This is a genomic window from Azohydromonas lata NBRC 102462 (genome assembly GCF_001571085.1).
GTDB lineage: Bacteria > Pseudomonadota > Gammaproteobacteria > Burkholderiales > Burkholderiaceae_C > Azohydromonas > Azohydromonas lata.
The window spans coordinates 1-13,597 of the sequence record NZ_BCTC01000146.1; the positions used below are offsets into that span (position 1 = coordinate 1).

Genomic DNA, 13,597 nt, shown 5'->3' on the forward strand with positions numbered 1-13,597 from the left:
GAAAAAGTTTCATAACTTGTCTCCGGGAAGGTTGCCAAGCGGGCGGCTTCATGCGGCCGCCTCGCCTGCGGGGTCCGCGTCAGGCCGCGGGCGTCGCGCGCGGCGGCTGCGCGGGGCGGGCGCAAGGCAAGCCGGGCGTGTCCATGCGCGCCATGAGAATGGAGCCGGACACCGACTCCGTGCAGTACAGCGTGCGCCTGTCCTCGCCGCCGAAGGCCAGGTTCGTGAGCGACGCGCCCGCGGGGCTGCGGATCACCTGCACGGGCTCGGCACGGTGGTTGAGCACCCAACAGTAGCCCAGGCCAGGGTTGGCGACGAAGAGGCGCCCCGCCTCGTCCATGGCCAGGCCGTCCGGGCCGCTTGGGCCGTAGGACGTGAAGAACTGGCTGGCTTTGGAAACGCTGCCGTCGGCCATCAGTGGCACGCGCCAGACGCAGTTGCCGCGCGTCACGGCGACGAACAGTACCTTCTCGTCCTTGGACAGCACCACGCCGTTGGGGCTGGGCACGTTGGACAGCAGCAAGTCCAGTTGCCCCGTTGGACGCAGGCGGTAGACGCTGCCCGTGGGGTCGTGCAGGCCGCTCTGGCCCTGGTCGGTGAAGTAGAGGCTGCCCTGCGAGTCGAAGGTGAGGTCGTTCACCCCGCGGAAGCGCTCGCTGTTGCGCCGCTCCAGGAAGGGCCGCACGGCGCCGGTGGCGGTATCGCACACCATGAGGCCGTTCTTGTAGTCGGTGATGAGCAGTTCCCGCTCGTTCAGGAACTTCATGCCGTTGGGCTCGCCGTCGTACTCGGCCACCTGCGTCCAGCCGCCCTGCGCGTCGATGCGGAAGATGCGGCCGAAAGGGATGTCCGAGACGTAGAGCCTGCCCGCGGCGTCGAACACCGGCCCTTCCAGGAAGGAGTCGCAGGGCACGCCGCCGCGGTTGGCGTCCGCCCAGGCCGAGCGCACGCCCGTGCGCCGGAACTCCGGCGGCATGCTCGTAAAAACCTCGGCGTCGCGGACCTGGGGGGCTTGGAGGAGGAACATCTTGATTACTGCCGCTCGAAGGCCGTGTTGGCGGCGATCTTGCCCCAGTAGGCGGTGCGCTCGGCCAGCGTCTTGCCGAACTCGGCGGCGCCCCAGTAGCCCGGCAGCGCGGCAATGCTGTCGGCATAGGTTTTCATCTCGGCCGTGCCCATGGCGGCGGCAATTTCCTTTTGCAGCCGCGCCGTCACCTCGGCCGGCGTGCCCTTGGGCGCCCACAGGCCGGTGAAGTTCACCACGCTGAAATCCTTGACGCCGGCTTGGGCGAAGGTGGGCACGTCCGGCAGCGAAGGCAAACGCTGCTCGCCGCTGACGGCCAGCAGCCGCGCCTTGCCGCCCTTGACCTGTCCGATCACGCCGGGCGTGGAGGCCATCTGGAAATCGATGGTGCCGGACAGCACGGCCAGCGTGGCCTCGCCCGCGCCCTTGAAGGGCACGTGCATGAAGCGGGCTCCCGTGGCGATGCCCAGTGCCTCGGCGGCGAAGTGCGGCGTCGTCCCGGCGCCGCCCGTGCCGTAGCTGACGGACTCGGGCTTGGCCTTGGCCGCGGCCACCAGGTCGGCCAGCGTCTTGTGGCCGCTCTCGGCCCGCACCACCAGCGCCATGGGGGCGAACATGAAGGCCGACACCGGCACCAGGTCCTTCTGGTGGTCGAAGGGCAGCTTCTTGAAGATGTGCGGCAGCAGCGCGTAGGTGGTGTCGTTGGCCACCAGGGTGTAGCCGTCGGCCGGCGCGTGCACGGCGGCCATCACGCCAATGGTGCCGGTGGCGCCGGCCTTGTTTTCGACGAAGAAGGTCTGGCCGGTTTGGGCCTGGAGCTGCGCAGCCATCTTGCGCGTGACCACGTCCACGGCGCCGCCGGGCGGGTACGGGACGATGATCTTGACCGGCTTGCTGGGATAGGCCTGCGCCTGGGCCAGCGTGGCGGCGGCCAGCAGGCCGGCGCCGGCCAGGACGTTGAAGAATTTCATGGCTTGTCTCCGTTGTGTTCTGCTTGCTGTTCGGCCTGCAAGAGCGCACCGAGCTTTTGTAGGAGGCCCGCTTGCGGGCCGAATTGCAGCCGGGCCACGGTTCGGCCCGCAAGCGGGCCTCCTACAAGGCTGGCGCTGCTCAATTGGCTAGCACCGCCAGCGCGTTCTTGGCCGCGCCCACGCCCATGTTCACGTAGGCGTCGCTGGTCACGCCGCCGATGTGGGGGCTCAGCAGGATGCGCGGCTCGCCGTGGAAGGGGTGCGGCGCCGTCATGGGCTCCACCGCAAAGCTGTCCAGCCCCGCGCTGTGCACCTGGCCGTCGCGCACGGCCTGCAGCAGCGCGTCCTCGTCGATGAGGCCGCCGCGCGCCGTGTTGACCACGATCACGCCGCGCTTGCACTGCGCCAGCGTGTTCGCATTGATCAGCTTGGCGTTGTCGCTGGTGAGCGGGCAGTGCAGCGAGAGGGCGTCCGACTCGCGCCAGATCGTCTCCAGGTCCACGCTGTGCACGTAGTCCGGCAAGTCCTTGGCGTAGGGGTCGAAGCCCAGGACGCGCAGGCCCATGGCGTCGGCCATGCGCGCAAAGCGCAGGCCTATGGCGCCCAGGCCGATGAGGCCCACGGTGCGGCCCGCCAGCTCCACGCTCTTGTGCGTGGCCTTGTCCCAATGGCCCGCGTGCATGCGCTCGTTGAGCTGCACCACGGACTTGGCGCAGGCCAGCAGCAGCGCCAGCGCCTGCTCGGCCACGGCCGCGGCGTTGGCGCCCACGGCGGCCTTGACCTGTATGCCGCGCTGGGCGGCAGCGGCCTTGTCGATGGTGTCGGTGCCGCTGCCGTGCTTGGAGATGACCTTCAGGGACGGCGCCGCATCCATCGCCGCGGCGCCCACCTTGCTGTAGCGCACGATGATGGCCACCGGGTCGTGCTGCTTGCACAGCGCCACGATGTCGGCCTCCGTGGGCGTCTTGCCGGCGTAGACCACCTCGTAGTCGCCCAGCAGCGCCAGCGCCTGCGGCGCCAGGTCCGCGCCGGTGATCAGGAAGACGGGCTTGCGGCTGCTCATCACAGCGTCTCCCCGTCCTTGAGCACGCCGGCGGTACGCAGGGCGCCGTCCAGCCAGGCCGGACGCAGCGCCTGGCGGCTCTTGATGCCGGCTATGCGCTTGGTTTCCATGTCAACCTTCTCGGCGGCCAGCGGCAGCAGCGAGGCGGCCTTGGCGCGCTCGACCACGGTGACGCCGTCGGCATCGCCCACCACCAGGTCGCCCGGGTGCACCGTGACGCCGCCGATGGAGATGGGGTGGTTCAGGCGGCCGGCGATGTTCTTGGTCGGCCCGTTGGGGTTGAGGCCCGCGGCGAACATGGGAAAGCCCAGCTCGCGGATGGCCTCGCTGTCGCGCACGGCGCCGTCGATGACCACCGCGGCGATGCCCAGCGCCACGCACTGCTGCGACATGATCTCGCCCATCAGCGCGCTGGAAAGGTCGCCCTTGCCGTCCACGACGATCACGTCGCCCGGCTGCGCGATGGCCATGGCGGCGTGGATCATGAGGTTGTCCCCGGGGCGCACTTCCACGGTGATGGCTGTGCCCGCGAAGCGCATGGAGGGGCTCAGCGGCTGGATGCGGCCGTGCAGCGCGCCGCGGCGGCCAGCCACGTCGGCCAGTATGGAGGAAGGAAACTCGGACGCCTGCTTGACGACGTCGGAGGACAGGCGCTCGATGTCGCGGATGACATCAGGCAATGCGGCGGCTTGACTCATGGTGAATCTCCGTTGGGGACCAGGGGGCCGCGCGGGTGGGACGGTGGCGCGGCGGGAAAAAGAGGAAGGGGAGCGGTCAGTCCAGCTTGGTGCCGGCGTCCTTGACGACCTTGCCCCAGCGCTGGATCTCGTCGCGTATCAGGGCGGCGAACTGTTCGGGGCTGCCGCCGGCCGGGTCGGCGCCCTCTTCGCCCAGGCGCTTGCGCAGGTCAGGCTGCTGCAGCGCCTTGTTGAACTCGGTGTTGAGGCGCGCCACGACCTCCTTGGGCGTGCCGGCCGGGGCCAGGAAACCGAACCAGGTCGACGCATCGAAACCCTTGTAGCCGGCCTCGGCCACGGTGGGCGTTTGCGGCAGGTCGTCCACGCGCTTGGCCGAGCTCACCGCCAGCGGGCGCAGCTTGCCGTTGCGAATTTGCTGCAGCACCGAGGTGACCGAGGACAGGTACATGTCCACCTGGCCGCCAATCACGTCGTTCAGCGCCTGGTTGGCGCCCTTGTAGGGAATGTGCTGGAAGCGCACGCCGGCGGCCTTCTGGAACAGGTCGCCCGTAAGGTGCGCCACCGTGCCATTGCCCGGGGAGGCGAAGTTCACCACGCCCGGCTTGGCCTTGGCGGCGCTGACGAGGTCGGCCAGCGTCTTGTACGGCGAGGTGGCGGACACCACGATGGCCAGCGGCGCGGTGGCCACCATGGCGATGGGCGCCAGGTCCTTCACCGGGTTGTAGGGCAGCTTGGCGTAGAGGCTGGGGTTGATGGCGAGGTTGCTGGTCTGGCCCAGCACCAGCGTGTAGCCGTCGGCCGGCGACTTGGCGGTGGTGTCCACGCCCAGGTTGCCGCCGGCGCCGGGACGGTTGTCGATGACGAAGGTCCAGCCCGTGGCCGTGGCGACCGTTTGCGTCACCTCGCGGGCAATGATGTCCGTGCCCCCGCCGGGCGGGAACGGGACGATGACCTTGATGGCCTTGGCGGGCCAGGCTTGGGCCAGTGCGGCGGGCGCGCAGGCCGCAGCCAGCGCTGCAGCCAGGAGTTGGCGGCGGTCGAACAGCATGTTGTCTCCTTTGGGCGGCCGGGTCGTTGGCCGCGGTCCCCGGGGCGAGGACGCGGCGCCCGTGCCGTCGTGTTGGAGCCAGTATTCGCGCCGCCAGGCGCGGGGTCCATTTGATAATTTCTGGCTATTGATAAACGCCGCTTTTGCAGTCGGCGTGCAGGCGGGCTGCGCCGCCGTGCAACCGAATCACGCCGGCTTCTCGCAGCGCAAATCCCGGAACGGCCCGCCCACGCGCTCCCAGCCTTCGCCAGGCGAGGTCTGATGGCAAAAAGTCTTGCCGTCGAGCTTGCTGCGCCAGAGGTACCAGTGCGCCGGCGCGGCCACCGCACCCAGCGCCAGCAGGCCGCACAAGGCTGCAGCCACGCCTGTGTTCTTCCAATGGTTCATGTTCAAAGCTCAAAACCCCGCAGCAACGAGACCCAACACACATTCACCTTCAAACGGCAAAAGAAAACCCAGTCCATCAATAGTTTCACAGTGCATTACCGCTGACGATGCACATTCAAAATATTATTGAATTCACGAGAGCAGACAAAACACACTCCACATATTTCCCATTCTCACAACGAAGCAGCCGAAATTCAGCCTCGTTACACATCACACCGCCGGCATGGACAAAAAATCACGAAAGATCAATGACTTCGGCACCGGGAATTACTCTTCCCGGCCCGCTGGTCCGTTTCAATCCAACCTGATGCGCGGGCCAGCAAACGCCCGTGCCGGGCCATGTCGAATGCGGTATCCGACTGCAGTGGAAGGCTTTGCTGCACCGCAACATCAGCACTTATACTGATTCGCACCTGACCCAAGGTGAACATCCCCGCATTTTTCCGTGCGGGGATCAAGGGGTTTTATTCATTTGAATAACCGAAGGGCTGCCCATTTGGCAGGCCTGGAACGTGCTCATCTTGTCGCAAGGAAATGGTGCAGTATGGGATTCAGCAGGCTGAAGCAGGCGTTGGCGTCACTCTTCGCAAGAGGCGCACGCCGACGGCGCGGCCCAGCTGAATTGCAAGCGGTTCCGGTCCCGGCGGGCCGCCTGTGGGGCACCCTGGTGCTGGCCGCAGGCACGGTGGCCGCAGGCCCTGCGCAGGCGGATTTCGACCGGCGCTCGCTCATCGAGCTGGGTGGCAGCGTGCTGCGCATCGAGTCGCAGGAAGACAGCGGGCGCATGCAGGTGGGCTCGGGCGTGGTCATCGCCAAGGAACGCGTGGTGACAAACTGCCACGTCACGCGGCGGGCCAAGTCCATCACCGTGGTGCAGGCGGGCTCACGCTGGCCCGTGCAGGCGCAGACGGTGGACGCCGAACACGACCTTTGCCTGCTGCAAGTCCCCGAGCTGCCGCACAAGCCGGTGGCGCTCGGAAAGGCCGGCTCGCTGCGCGAGGGCCAGGACCTGGCCGCGCTGGGCTACACCGGCGGGCCGGCACTGCGCATCAGCGGCGGCAGCGTGGTGGCGCTGCACCAGTGGGACGGCAGCCAGGTCATCCAGTGCAGCAACGGCTTCAGCTCCGGCGCCAGCGGCGGCGGACTGTTCGACGAACAGGGCCGGCTCGTGGGCATCCTCACCTTCCGCCTGCCCGGCGGCCGGTCCAATTACTACGCCATGCCAGTGGAATGGCTGCCCGCAGCCGAGCAGGCCCAGGCACGCGCCGTGGACGTGAAGCCGCACGACGGCCAAGGCTTCTGGCAAGGACCGGTGAACACCCTGCCCAACTTCCTGCAAGCCGCCGCCATGGAAAGCGCCGGCCAGTGGGACGCGCTGCTGCAACTGACCGAGCGCTGGATGCGCGAGGACGCCGCCGACGCCGAGCCGCTTTACCTGCGCGCCCTGGCCAACGCCAACTTGGGCCGCGACGAGGCGGCATCCCAAACCTGGCAGCGCAGCCTGACGGTGAACCCGGGCTTCAGCCGCAGTTGGGCGGCGCTGGCGGAGCTCTACCACCGCAGCGGCCAGGCGCAACAGGAGCAGCAAGCGCTTGCTTCGCTCAACCGCCTCAACCCGGCTCTGGCGCGCGAGACGACGGAAAAGCTGGGCACCGACGCGCCCCTGCCCGCCCAGCACGCCGCCGCTGCGCCCTGATTCGCAAGGCACGTACGCCTCGCAAAGGCTGGGCTGCAAGGCCTGCAGCCCAGGCCAGCCGCCGCCTGTTGATCACGCAACGACAGGCAAAAAACCACCCGCGCACCGGCCCTGTGGCTGGCGTGGCGCAGGCATGCTCCCTGCTTGCTGACTTCAACACTGCTCTACCGTGATTTCCTGTGTGCCAATCCTTGCATCACGATGGGGCGAAACAACAAAAGAGTTGTTAACCAGCTGGGGTTTACCCTAGACTGGCGTCAGTCCAGACGTTTTTTCGCGAGACACAACATGAAGTCCACTGTTTCCTCGTCGAACCCTTCCTACAAGCCGCAGGCGCAAACCGCCTCCGTGAACGCCGCCTGGAGCGAGCTGTTCGCGGCCACGCCCGCGGGCATCGTCTACAACGCCGTGCGCGAGTTGCTGCGCCAGCGCAACCACAAGCGCCTGGTGCTCCAGGCCTTCAAGCGCTGATCGCTGAGGTTTCAGCCTCCTTTCCCGCCTCGGACGGTCACGCCGGGACGATGTGACGGATCAGCGACGCGCCGTCGCTGATCAAAAAATCCTTGAACGCCTGCGCCACCGGCGGCAGGCGCTTGCCCAAGCGGTGCACCACGTACCAGTGCAGCATCAGCGGCAAGCCCTGGACGTCCAGCACGCGCAGGCTTCCCGCCTGCAGTTCGCGCGAGACCGTGTGCGCGGACAAAAAGCTCAAGCCCATCCCCGCCATCACGGCCTGCTTGATGGTCTCGGTGCTGCGGATTTCCATGGCGACGTTGAGCGCCGACAGATCGCCCCCAAAGCCTTCCTGCATGGACTTCCATGTGTCCGATCCGCGCTCGCGGACGATGAAGGGCTGGCGCATCACCTCCCCGACCTCCAGCCGCGAGCGCCCCACCAGCTCGTGCTGCGGCGGCGCCACGACCACATAGGGGTGCGGTGCGAAGGCTTCGTTGACGGTGTCCAGGTCATTGGGTGGCCTGACCATGACCGCCAGGTCGGTCAGGTTCTGCTCTATGTGCGACAGCAGCTCTTCCCGGTTGTGCACCGTGAAGTTGAGCTGCACACCCGCATGCCGGCCCAGGAAATCGACCAATAGCCGCGGAAAAAAATAGTCGCCCGCGCTGATGACGCCCACGTTGAGCTTGCCGCCCGCCACGCCGCTGAACTGCGCCATGGCGGCCTCGGCGGCCTCGAACTGCTGGATGATGGCGCGGCTGATCTGCAGCAATTCCGCACCGGCGGGCGTCAAATAGACCTTCTTGCCAAACTGCTCGAACAGCGGATGGCCCGCGTGCTCCTCCAGCTTGCGAATCTGTATGGAGACGGCAGGCTGCGTGAGATAGAGCTCCTCGGCCGCGCGCGAATAGCTCAAGTGCCGAGCCACCGACTCGAACACTTTCAACTGCCGGAAGGTCGCGTGTTTCATCGCGCCGGGCGGGACTGACGTGTTGGAGCCGGCATCACTGCCGGCCCCTCATGGACACGCATGTGCGCCGCATGTGACGCTAAAGGAATCAGGCCGCCAACCGTGCCGAGGCAGCAGCTTCCGCCGGTTGCGCCGGCGCCATGGCCTGCAGCCGCACCTGCCCGCCCTCGTCGCCCATGGTCTTGGCCAGCAGTTTCACCAGGCCGAACACCGTGTCTATGTGCGGCGTGGGCGTGCCCGTGAGGCGGGCGAGCTCCACCACCGATCCCACCAGCGCGTCGATTTCCGGCTCGCGCCCGGCCTCCACGTCCTGCAGCATGGACGTCTTGTGCTTGCCCACCTTTTCCGCGCCGGCAATGCGCTTTTCCAGCGGCACGCGGAAGCTGATGCCCAGCCTGGTCGCGACGTCCTGTGCCTCGCGCATCATGGACGCCGCAACCTCCCGCGACAGCGGGAAGCGGCAGATGTCCTCCAGCGTCGAATGCGTGAGCGCGCTGATAGGATTGAAAGTCAGGTTGCCCCAGAGCTTGAGCCAGATCTCGGCGCGGATGTTGTCCAGCACCGGTGCCTTGAAGCCGGCGTTGGCAAAGCGCTCGGCAATGGCCTGCACGCGCGGCGTGATGTTGCCGTCCAGCTCGCCCAGCGGAAATCGGTCGCCCTCGATGTGGCGTATGACGCCCGGCGCCACAAGCTCCGAGGCCGGGTAGACCACGCAGCCGATCACGCGCTCGGCCGGAATGCCTGCGGCGATGGCGCCGGACGGGTCCACCGTCGCCACCTGCTTACCCTCGTGCTCGCCGCCGTGGCGCTGGAAGTACCAGTAGGGAATGCCGTTCTGCATGGTGACCACGGCGGTATCCGGCCCAAACAGCTTGGGCAGCTCGGGCACCACGGCCTCCACCTGGTGCGCCTTCATGGCCAGGATCACCAGGTCCTGCGGGCCGGCCTCGGCGTAGTCGTCGGTGGCGCGCACGTTGTTGGCGGTGTGCTCCCAACCCTCGGCCGTGACCAGCTTGACGCCATGCTCGCGGATAGCCTGCAGGTTGCGCCCGCGCACGAGGAAGGTGACGTCCTCGCCCGCAAGCGCCAGCTTCGCGCCAACCAGCCCTCCGATGGCGCCCGCGCCGATGATGGCGATTTTCATGAATAAGCTCCTGTGGTGAATGCTGCTGCTGCTGATGGATGGAATGGGATGAGTGCGATGGCTGGATTTGCGCCCTTCCCGCCTCAGGCGGTGGAGCGCTCAACCAGCTGGTTGCTCAGGCGGCCTATGCCTTCGATCTCGACTTCCACCGTGCTGCCGGGCTTCATGGAGCCCACGCCCACGGAAGTGCCACAGAGAATGACGTCGCCGGGCAGCAGCGTCATGTCCTGGGAAATCAGGCTGACCAGGCGCGGCACGGCAAACGTCATGTCGCTGATGGGGTAATCCTGCCGCACCTGGCCGTCCAGCAGCGTGCGCACGCGCAGGCTTTGCGGGTCCAGGCCCGTGGCGATGGCCGGCCCCATGGGGCAGAAGGTGTCGAAGCCCTTGGCGCGCACCCACTGCGCGAAGCTGGCGTCGCGGTTGAGAATCTCGGCCTGCGTCACGTCGTTGGCGCAGGTGTAGCCGAACACGTGTTCCAGGGCCTGCGCCTCGCTCACGCCGCTGCAGCGCCGGCCCATGACGATGCCCAGCTCGCCCTCGAACACCACCTTGCCGCCGCAGCGTGGCATCTCAATGGGCGCGCCATGCGCCGACCAGGAGTTGGGCGACTTGAGCAGGTACAGCGGCTCCTGCGGCATGCCCAGCTTGAGCTTGGCGCGCAGCTCGCCGAAGTTGTTCCACATCGCCACCACCTTGCTCGGCTGCGTGGGCGGCAGCAGCCGCACGTCGCCCAGCGCGACGCTGCGCCCCGTTGCCTCGTGGCGGCCGAAGAGGTCGCCGCGGTGCTCATGCACGCGCTGGCCTTCCAGGCGGCCGAAGCCTGCTTGCCCGTCAAGCTCGTAACGAATCCAGAGAGTGCTCATGGTGGTCCTTGATGCGAAGTGAAATAGCGTGATCGCGGATCGTGTTCAGTCGAAGGGCAGCCACTGCGGCTCGACGGCGGCGGCCACCAGGTCGCCCATCGCGGCAGGGTTGCGCGTGCTCGGCAGGCCCGCGGGCAGCGCGTCCGACCCTTGGCCGAACACCACCACGGGCTTGCGCATGTGGCGCTGCACCCAGTGGGCGCAGTCGGCGTCGGCGCGCGCGTCCAGGCTGCCGGCCAGCAGCACGGCGTCGGTGCCGGGGTCCTGGTCGAAGAGGCGCAGCACGTCCAGCGTGCCCAGGCCGCAGCCGCCAGGCTCGCCCAAACCCACCACCGTGGACTCGCCCAGGCCGTAGCCCGCCAGCTGCCCGGCCGCCAGGCTCGCCAGCGCGGCCGAGCGCGACACCACGCCTATGCGGCCGCGCCGCAGCGCCTGGCCTGCCAGCGGGCCGATATGGATCTCGCCCGGCGTGACCAGGCCGCAGGAGCGGTCCAGCAGCCGCGTGCCCTGCTCGCGCACGCGCTGGCGCACACGCCGCATGGGCTCCTCAGGCGCGCCTTCGGTCAGGCAGATAACCAGCTCCAGTTCCGCGTCCAGCGCTTCCTCGATGGCGCGGGCTGCGAACATCGGCGGCACGCAGATGACGGACGCCGTCGCGCCGGATTCGGCCCTGGCCTCGCGCACGCTGGCAAACAGCGGCACGCCCGCGGGCATGTCCTGGGTAGGGCCATAAGGTACGCCTGCAACGATGCAGGCGCGCCCCGCGCGGCCGCCGGCGCGCCAGGCGGCGCTGCAGCCCGGGCCGGCGCCGCCGTCGCCGCCCTGCAGGATCACGCGGGTGTGCTTGTTGACGAGTATGGACATGGCCGCCGCGCCTTCAGTGAGTCAACCGTGGGTGCCGGCTCAGATGCCCAACTCGCAGCCGGTCACCTTGGACCAGTCGCACACCGGGCGGGCGCTGTCCTTGCGGCGCAGCATGCCCTCCTGGATGGCGCGGGCCAAGAAGTCCGCGTCGTAGGCCGTGAGCAGGTGCGGCTGCTGCGTGCGCAGGTAATGCTGTATGCGCTCGGCCGGCTGCGCGCTGTGGCGCAACAGCGCCGCGTAGGTTTCGGTATCCCAGTACCAGCGCAGGCCCAGCTCGTAAAAAGCCGCGTTGTACGCGTTGCGCTCGATTTCCTCGATCCGGAATTCCAGGGGCAGGTCGTTGAACATCACCTTCTCCTTGCAGTATCGGAATGGACGAATCCAGTTTATGGAGCCAAGCTGGTTAACAACAGTTGATTGTTTTTCTGGAAACCATTTACGGCGGCTTATGGATGCCGGCCAGATGAACGAAAGCTCGCCTCAAAATAAGGACCGCCATTCCCGCCGCGACAGGAATGGCGAATACCGTTCAGCAGGGATATCGAGCAAGGATCAAATCGATCCTTCTTCCCTCAGCAAGGCCAGGTCGGATTCGCTGTAGCCCAGTTCGCGCAGCACTTCGTCGGTGTGCTCGCCCAGCAGCGGGGCGCGCTGGACCTCGGTGGGGCTGTCCGAGAGCTTGATGGGGTTGCCCACCGTCAGGTGCTTGCCGCGCGTGGGGTGCTCCACCTCCACCACCGTGCCGCTCTTGCGCAGCCACGGGTCCTCGGCAATCTCCTTCATCGAGAGAATCGGCCCGCAGGGAATGTCGAATTCATTGAGGATCTCCATGGCCTCGAACTTGGTCTTGGTCATGGTCCACTGCTCGATGCGGGCAAAGATCGGTTTCAGGTGCAGCAGCCGCGCCTGCGGCGTGGCATAGGCCTCGTCCGTGATCCAGCCTTCCTCGCCAATCACCTTGCACACCGCCGGCCACACGGCCGCCTGCGTGATGAAGTAGATGTAGGCATTCGGGTCCGTCTCCCAGCCCTTGCAGCGCAGGATCCAGCCGGGCTGGCCGCCGCCGGAGGCATTGCCGGCACGCGGCACGGCTTCGCCGAACTTGCCGTCCGGATACTGCGGATACTCGTGCAACGACCCCGTGCGCTCCAGCCGCTGCTGGTCGCGCAGCTTCACGCGGCAGAGGTTGAGCACGGCATCCTGCATGGGCGCCAGCACCTTCTGGCCTCGGCCGCTGTGCGTGCGCTGGTACAGCGCCGCCAGGATGCCCAATGCCAGGTGCAGGCCCGTGCCGCTGTCGCCGATCTGCGCACCGCTCACCACCGGCGGGCCATCATCGAAACCCGTGGTGGAAGCCGCACCGCCCGCGCACTGCGCCACGTTCTCGTAGACCTTGCAGTCCTCGTAGCGGCCTGGGCCAAAGCCCTTGACGGAAGCCACGATCATGCGTGGGTTGAGTTTATGGATGTGCTCCCAGCTCATGCCCATGCGCTCCATGGCGCCGGGTGCGAAGTTCTCGACCAGCACGTCGCATTTCTTGATCAGCGACTCCAGCACCTGCTTGCCGCGCGGCTTCTTGGTGTTGAGTGTCACCGAGCGCTTGTTGTGGTTGAGCATGGTGAAGTAGAGGCTGTCCACGCCCGGGATGTCGCGCAACTGCGCGCGCGTGGCGTCACCCTCGCCCGGCCGCTCCACCTTGATCACGTCCGCCCCCAGCCAGGCCAGCAACTGGGTGCAGGTGGGCCCCGACTGGACATGCGTAAAGTCCAGAATGCGAACGCCGCTCAAAGCCTTGTTCATCAATGTCCCCTAGGTTGTGCAAATCAATGGCGCGCGGCATCCCGGTGCCCGCGCGTGAAATAGGCGAATTGGGCGAATGGGCTGTGTCGGCCTCAGGCCGCGCCACTGGGCTCGGCGGCCAGGCGGGCTTCCAGCTCGGCGATGCGCTTGCGCAGCGCTCGCTCGTCCTGGAAGCGCGGCGTCTCGTCGCGTATGACCGCGCCCACGCCCTGCACTTCTCCCTGCACGCCGGTGAGCAGCATCACGGTGAAGGCGATGGACAGGGTGTGCCCGTCCTTGTGCAGCGCGGGCACCTTCAGCAGCGTGGTGCCGTAGCGGGTCTGGGCCGACGCCATGGTCTTGTTGTAGCCATCCCAGTGCCGGCCGCGCTGGCGCTCGGGGATGATGAGGTCCAGCGACTGGCCCAACGCATCGGCTTCGGTGAAGCCAAAGATGCGCGTGGCCGCCGCGTTCCAGAACACGATGGCGCCGGCGCCATCGGTGACGACCACCGCGTCGCCCATGGACTTCACCAACTGCTCGAAATCGATGGCAGGCATGGTGGTCTCCCGTTGTGCTTCAATCAGCTTCAGACCACGCCCACGGCGTGGAAAGTGGCGATGCGGTCGGC

The 13,597-nt window shown here is 67.3% G+C and carries 15 protein-coding genes; 2 read left to right on the plus strand and 13 right to left on the minus strand.

All coding sequences use genetic code 11. From position 1 onward, the window contains the following. Positions 1–79: 79 nt before the first annotated feature. The 6 genes from ALA01S_RS28150 to ALA01S_RS28175 form a co-directional block, all read right to left on the minus strand. Positions 80–1,027: an SMP-30/gluconolactonase/LRE family protein gene (locus ALA01S_RS28150; RefSeq protein WP_066342578.1), complete on the minus strand. Its 948-nt coding sequence runs from the start codon at positions 1,025–1,027 to the stop codon at positions 80–82. 5 nt (positions 1,028–1,032) lie between these two features. Next, the gene (locus ALA01S_RS28155) at positions 1,033–1,995 is read right to left on the minus strand and encodes a Bug family tripartite tricarboxylate transporter substrate binding protein (RefSeq protein ID WP_066342579.1); all 963 of its coding nucleotides are present in this window, start codon (positions 1,993–1,995) and stop codon (positions 1,033–1,035) included. Positions 1,996–2,134: 139 nt separating this feature from the next. Continuing rightward, the gene (locus tag ALA01S_RS28160) at positions 2,135–3,058 is read right to left on the minus strand and encodes an NAD(P)-dependent oxidoreductase (RefSeq protein ID WP_066342580.1); all 924 of its coding nucleotides are present in this window, start codon (positions 3,056–3,058) and stop codon (positions 2,135–2,137) included. Then, complete coding sequence (locus ALA01S_RS28165) at positions 3,058–3,756, minus strand: RraA family protein (protein WP_066342581.1); 699 nt, start codon at positions 3,754–3,756, stop codon at positions 3,058–3,060. The genes ALA01S_RS28160 and ALA01S_RS28165 overlap by 1 nt, the downstream gene beginning before the upstream one ends. Before the next feature lie 76 nt (positions 3,757–3,832). Continuing rightward, positions 3,833–4,804, minus strand: a complete 972-nt coding sequence (locus ALA01S_RS28170; RefSeq protein ID WP_066342582.1) for a Bug family tripartite tricarboxylate transporter substrate binding protein — start codon at positions 4,802–4,804, stop codon at positions 3,833–3,835. Positions 4,805–4,990: 186 nt separating this feature from the next. After that, positions 4,991–5,191 (minus strand): hypothetical protein, encoded by a 201-nt coding sequence (locus ALA01S_RS28175; protein WP_066342583.1) that lies wholly within the window; start codon positions 5,189–5,191, stop codon positions 4,991–4,993. 622 nt (positions 5,192–5,813) lie between these two features. Between ALA01S_RS28175 and ALA01S_RS28180 the strand changes: the two genes are divergently transcribed. Both ALA01S_RS28180 and ALA01S_RS28185 read left to right on the plus strand, forming a co-directional pair. Further along, positions 5,814–6,887, plus strand: a complete 1,074-nt coding sequence (locus ALA01S_RS28180; protein WP_066342584.1) for a S1 family peptidase — start codon at positions 5,814–5,816, stop codon at positions 6,885–6,887. 288 nt (positions 6,888–7,175) lie between these two features. Next, positions 7,176–7,358: a hypothetical protein gene (locus tag ALA01S_RS28185; RefSeq protein WP_066342585.1), complete on the plus strand. Its 183-nt coding sequence runs from the start codon at positions 7,176–7,178 to the stop codon at positions 7,356–7,358. Positions 7,359–7,395: 37 nt separating this feature from the next. On the opposite strand, the gene ALA01S_RS28190 is transcribed toward ALA01S_RS28185, so the two are convergent. The 7 genes from ALA01S_RS28190 to ALA01S_RS28220 all read right to left on the minus strand — a co-directional run bounded on the left by ALA01S_RS28190 (position 7,396) and on the right by ALA01S_RS28220 (position 13,526). Then, positions 7,396–8,313: a LysR family transcriptional regulator gene (locus tag ALA01S_RS28190; protein WP_066342586.1), complete on the minus strand. Its 918-nt coding sequence runs from the start codon at positions 8,311–8,313 to the stop codon at positions 7,396–7,398. 88 nt (positions 8,314–8,401) lie between these two features. Next, positions 8,402–9,457: a 2-dehydropantoate 2-reductase gene (locus ALA01S_RS28195; RefSeq protein ID WP_066342587.1), complete on the minus strand. Its 1,056-nt coding sequence runs from the start codon at positions 9,455–9,457 to the stop codon at positions 8,402–8,404. Between the two features lie 83 nt (positions 9,458–9,540). Next, positions 9,541–10,323 (minus strand): fumarylacetoacetate hydrolase family protein, encoded by a 783-nt coding sequence (locus ALA01S_RS28200; protein ID WP_066342588.1) that lies wholly within the window; start codon positions 10,321–10,323, stop codon positions 9,541–9,543. Between the two features lie 45 nt (positions 10,324–10,368). Further along, entirely contained in the window at positions 10,369–11,187 is an 819-nt protein-coding gene (locus ALA01S_RS28205; protein ID WP_066342589.1) for a hypothetical protein, read from the minus strand. 39 nt (positions 11,188–11,226) lie between these two features. Next, positions 11,227–11,535 (minus strand): HAD family hydrolase, encoded by a 309-nt coding sequence (locus ALA01S_RS28210; protein WP_066342591.1) that lies wholly within the window; start codon positions 11,533–11,535, stop codon positions 11,227–11,229. A 204-nt stretch (positions 11,536–11,739) separates the two neighbouring features. Further along, positions 11,740–12,987: a formyl-CoA transferase gene (gene frc, locus ALA01S_RS28215; RefSeq protein WP_066342592.1), complete on the minus strand. Its 1,248-nt coding sequence runs from the start codon at positions 12,985–12,987 to the stop codon at positions 11,740–11,742. 92 nt (positions 12,988–13,079) lie between these two features. Then, positions 13,080–13,526, minus strand: a complete 447-nt coding sequence (locus tag ALA01S_RS28220) for a PAS domain-containing protein (protein WP_066342593.1) — start codon at positions 13,524–13,526, stop codon at positions 13,080–13,082. Positions 13,527–13,597 lie beyond the last annotated feature (71 nt).

What these genes read in the sequence shown, in the direction of transcription:
- ALA01S_RS28150 (WP_066342578.1), bottom strand. Translation starts at nt 1,027, where the DNA reads ATGTTCCTCCTCCAAGCCCCCCAGGTCCGCGACGCCGAGGTTTTTACG.
- ALA01S_RS28200 (WP_066342588.1), bottom strand. Translation starts at nt 10,323, where the DNA reads ATGAGCACTCTCTGGATTCGTTACGAGCTTGACGGGCAAGCAGGCTTC.
- frc (WP_066342592.1), bottom strand. Translation starts at nt 12,987, where the DNA reads ATGAACAAGGCTTTGAGCGGCGTTCGCATTCTGGACTTTACGCATGTC.
- ALA01S_RS28160 (WP_066342580.1), bottom strand. Translation starts at nt 3,058, where the DNA reads ATGAGCAGCCGCAAGCCCGTCTTCCTGATCACCGGCGCGGACCTGGCG.
- ALA01S_RS28170 (WP_066342582.1), bottom strand. Translation starts at nt 4,804, where the DNA reads ATGCTGTTCGACCGCCGCCAACTCCTGGCTGCAGCGCTGGCTGCGGCC.
- ALA01S_RS28185 (WP_066342585.1), top strand. Translation starts at nt 7,176, where the DNA reads ATGAAGTCCACTGTTTCCTCGTCGAACCCTTCCTACAAGCCGCAGGCG.
- ALA01S_RS28165 (WP_066342581.1), bottom strand. Translation starts at nt 3,756, where the DNA reads ATGAGTCAAGCCGCCGCATTGCCTGATGTCATCCGCGACATCGAGCGC.
- ALA01S_RS28220 (WP_066342593.1), bottom strand. Translation starts at nt 13,526, where the DNA reads ATGCCTGCCATCGATTTCGAGCAGTTGGTGAAGTCCATGGGCGACGCG.
- ALA01S_RS28155 (WP_066342579.1), bottom strand. Translation starts at nt 1,995, where the DNA reads ATGAAATTCTTCAACGTCCTGGCCGGCGCCGGCCTGCTGGCCGCCGCC.
- ALA01S_RS28210 (WP_066342591.1), bottom strand. Translation starts at nt 11,535, where the DNA reads ATGTTCAACGACCTGCCCCTGGAATTCCGGATCGAGGAAATCGAGCGC.
- ALA01S_RS28175 (WP_066342583.1), bottom strand. Translation starts at nt 5,191, where the DNA reads ATGAACCATTGGAAGAACACAGGCGTGGCTGCAGCCTTGTGCGGCCTG.
- ALA01S_RS28205 (WP_066342589.1), bottom strand. Translation starts at nt 11,187, where the DNA reads ATGTCCATACTCGTCAACAAGCACACCCGCGTGATCCTGCAGGGCGGC.
- ALA01S_RS28190 (WP_066342586.1), bottom strand. Translation starts at nt 8,313, where the DNA reads ATGAAACACGCGACCTTCCGGCAGTTGAAAGTGTTCGAGTCGGTGGCT.
- ALA01S_RS28195 (WP_066342587.1), bottom strand. Translation starts at nt 9,457, where the DNA reads ATGAAAATCGCCATCATCGGCGCGGGCGCCATCGGAGGGCTGGTTGGC.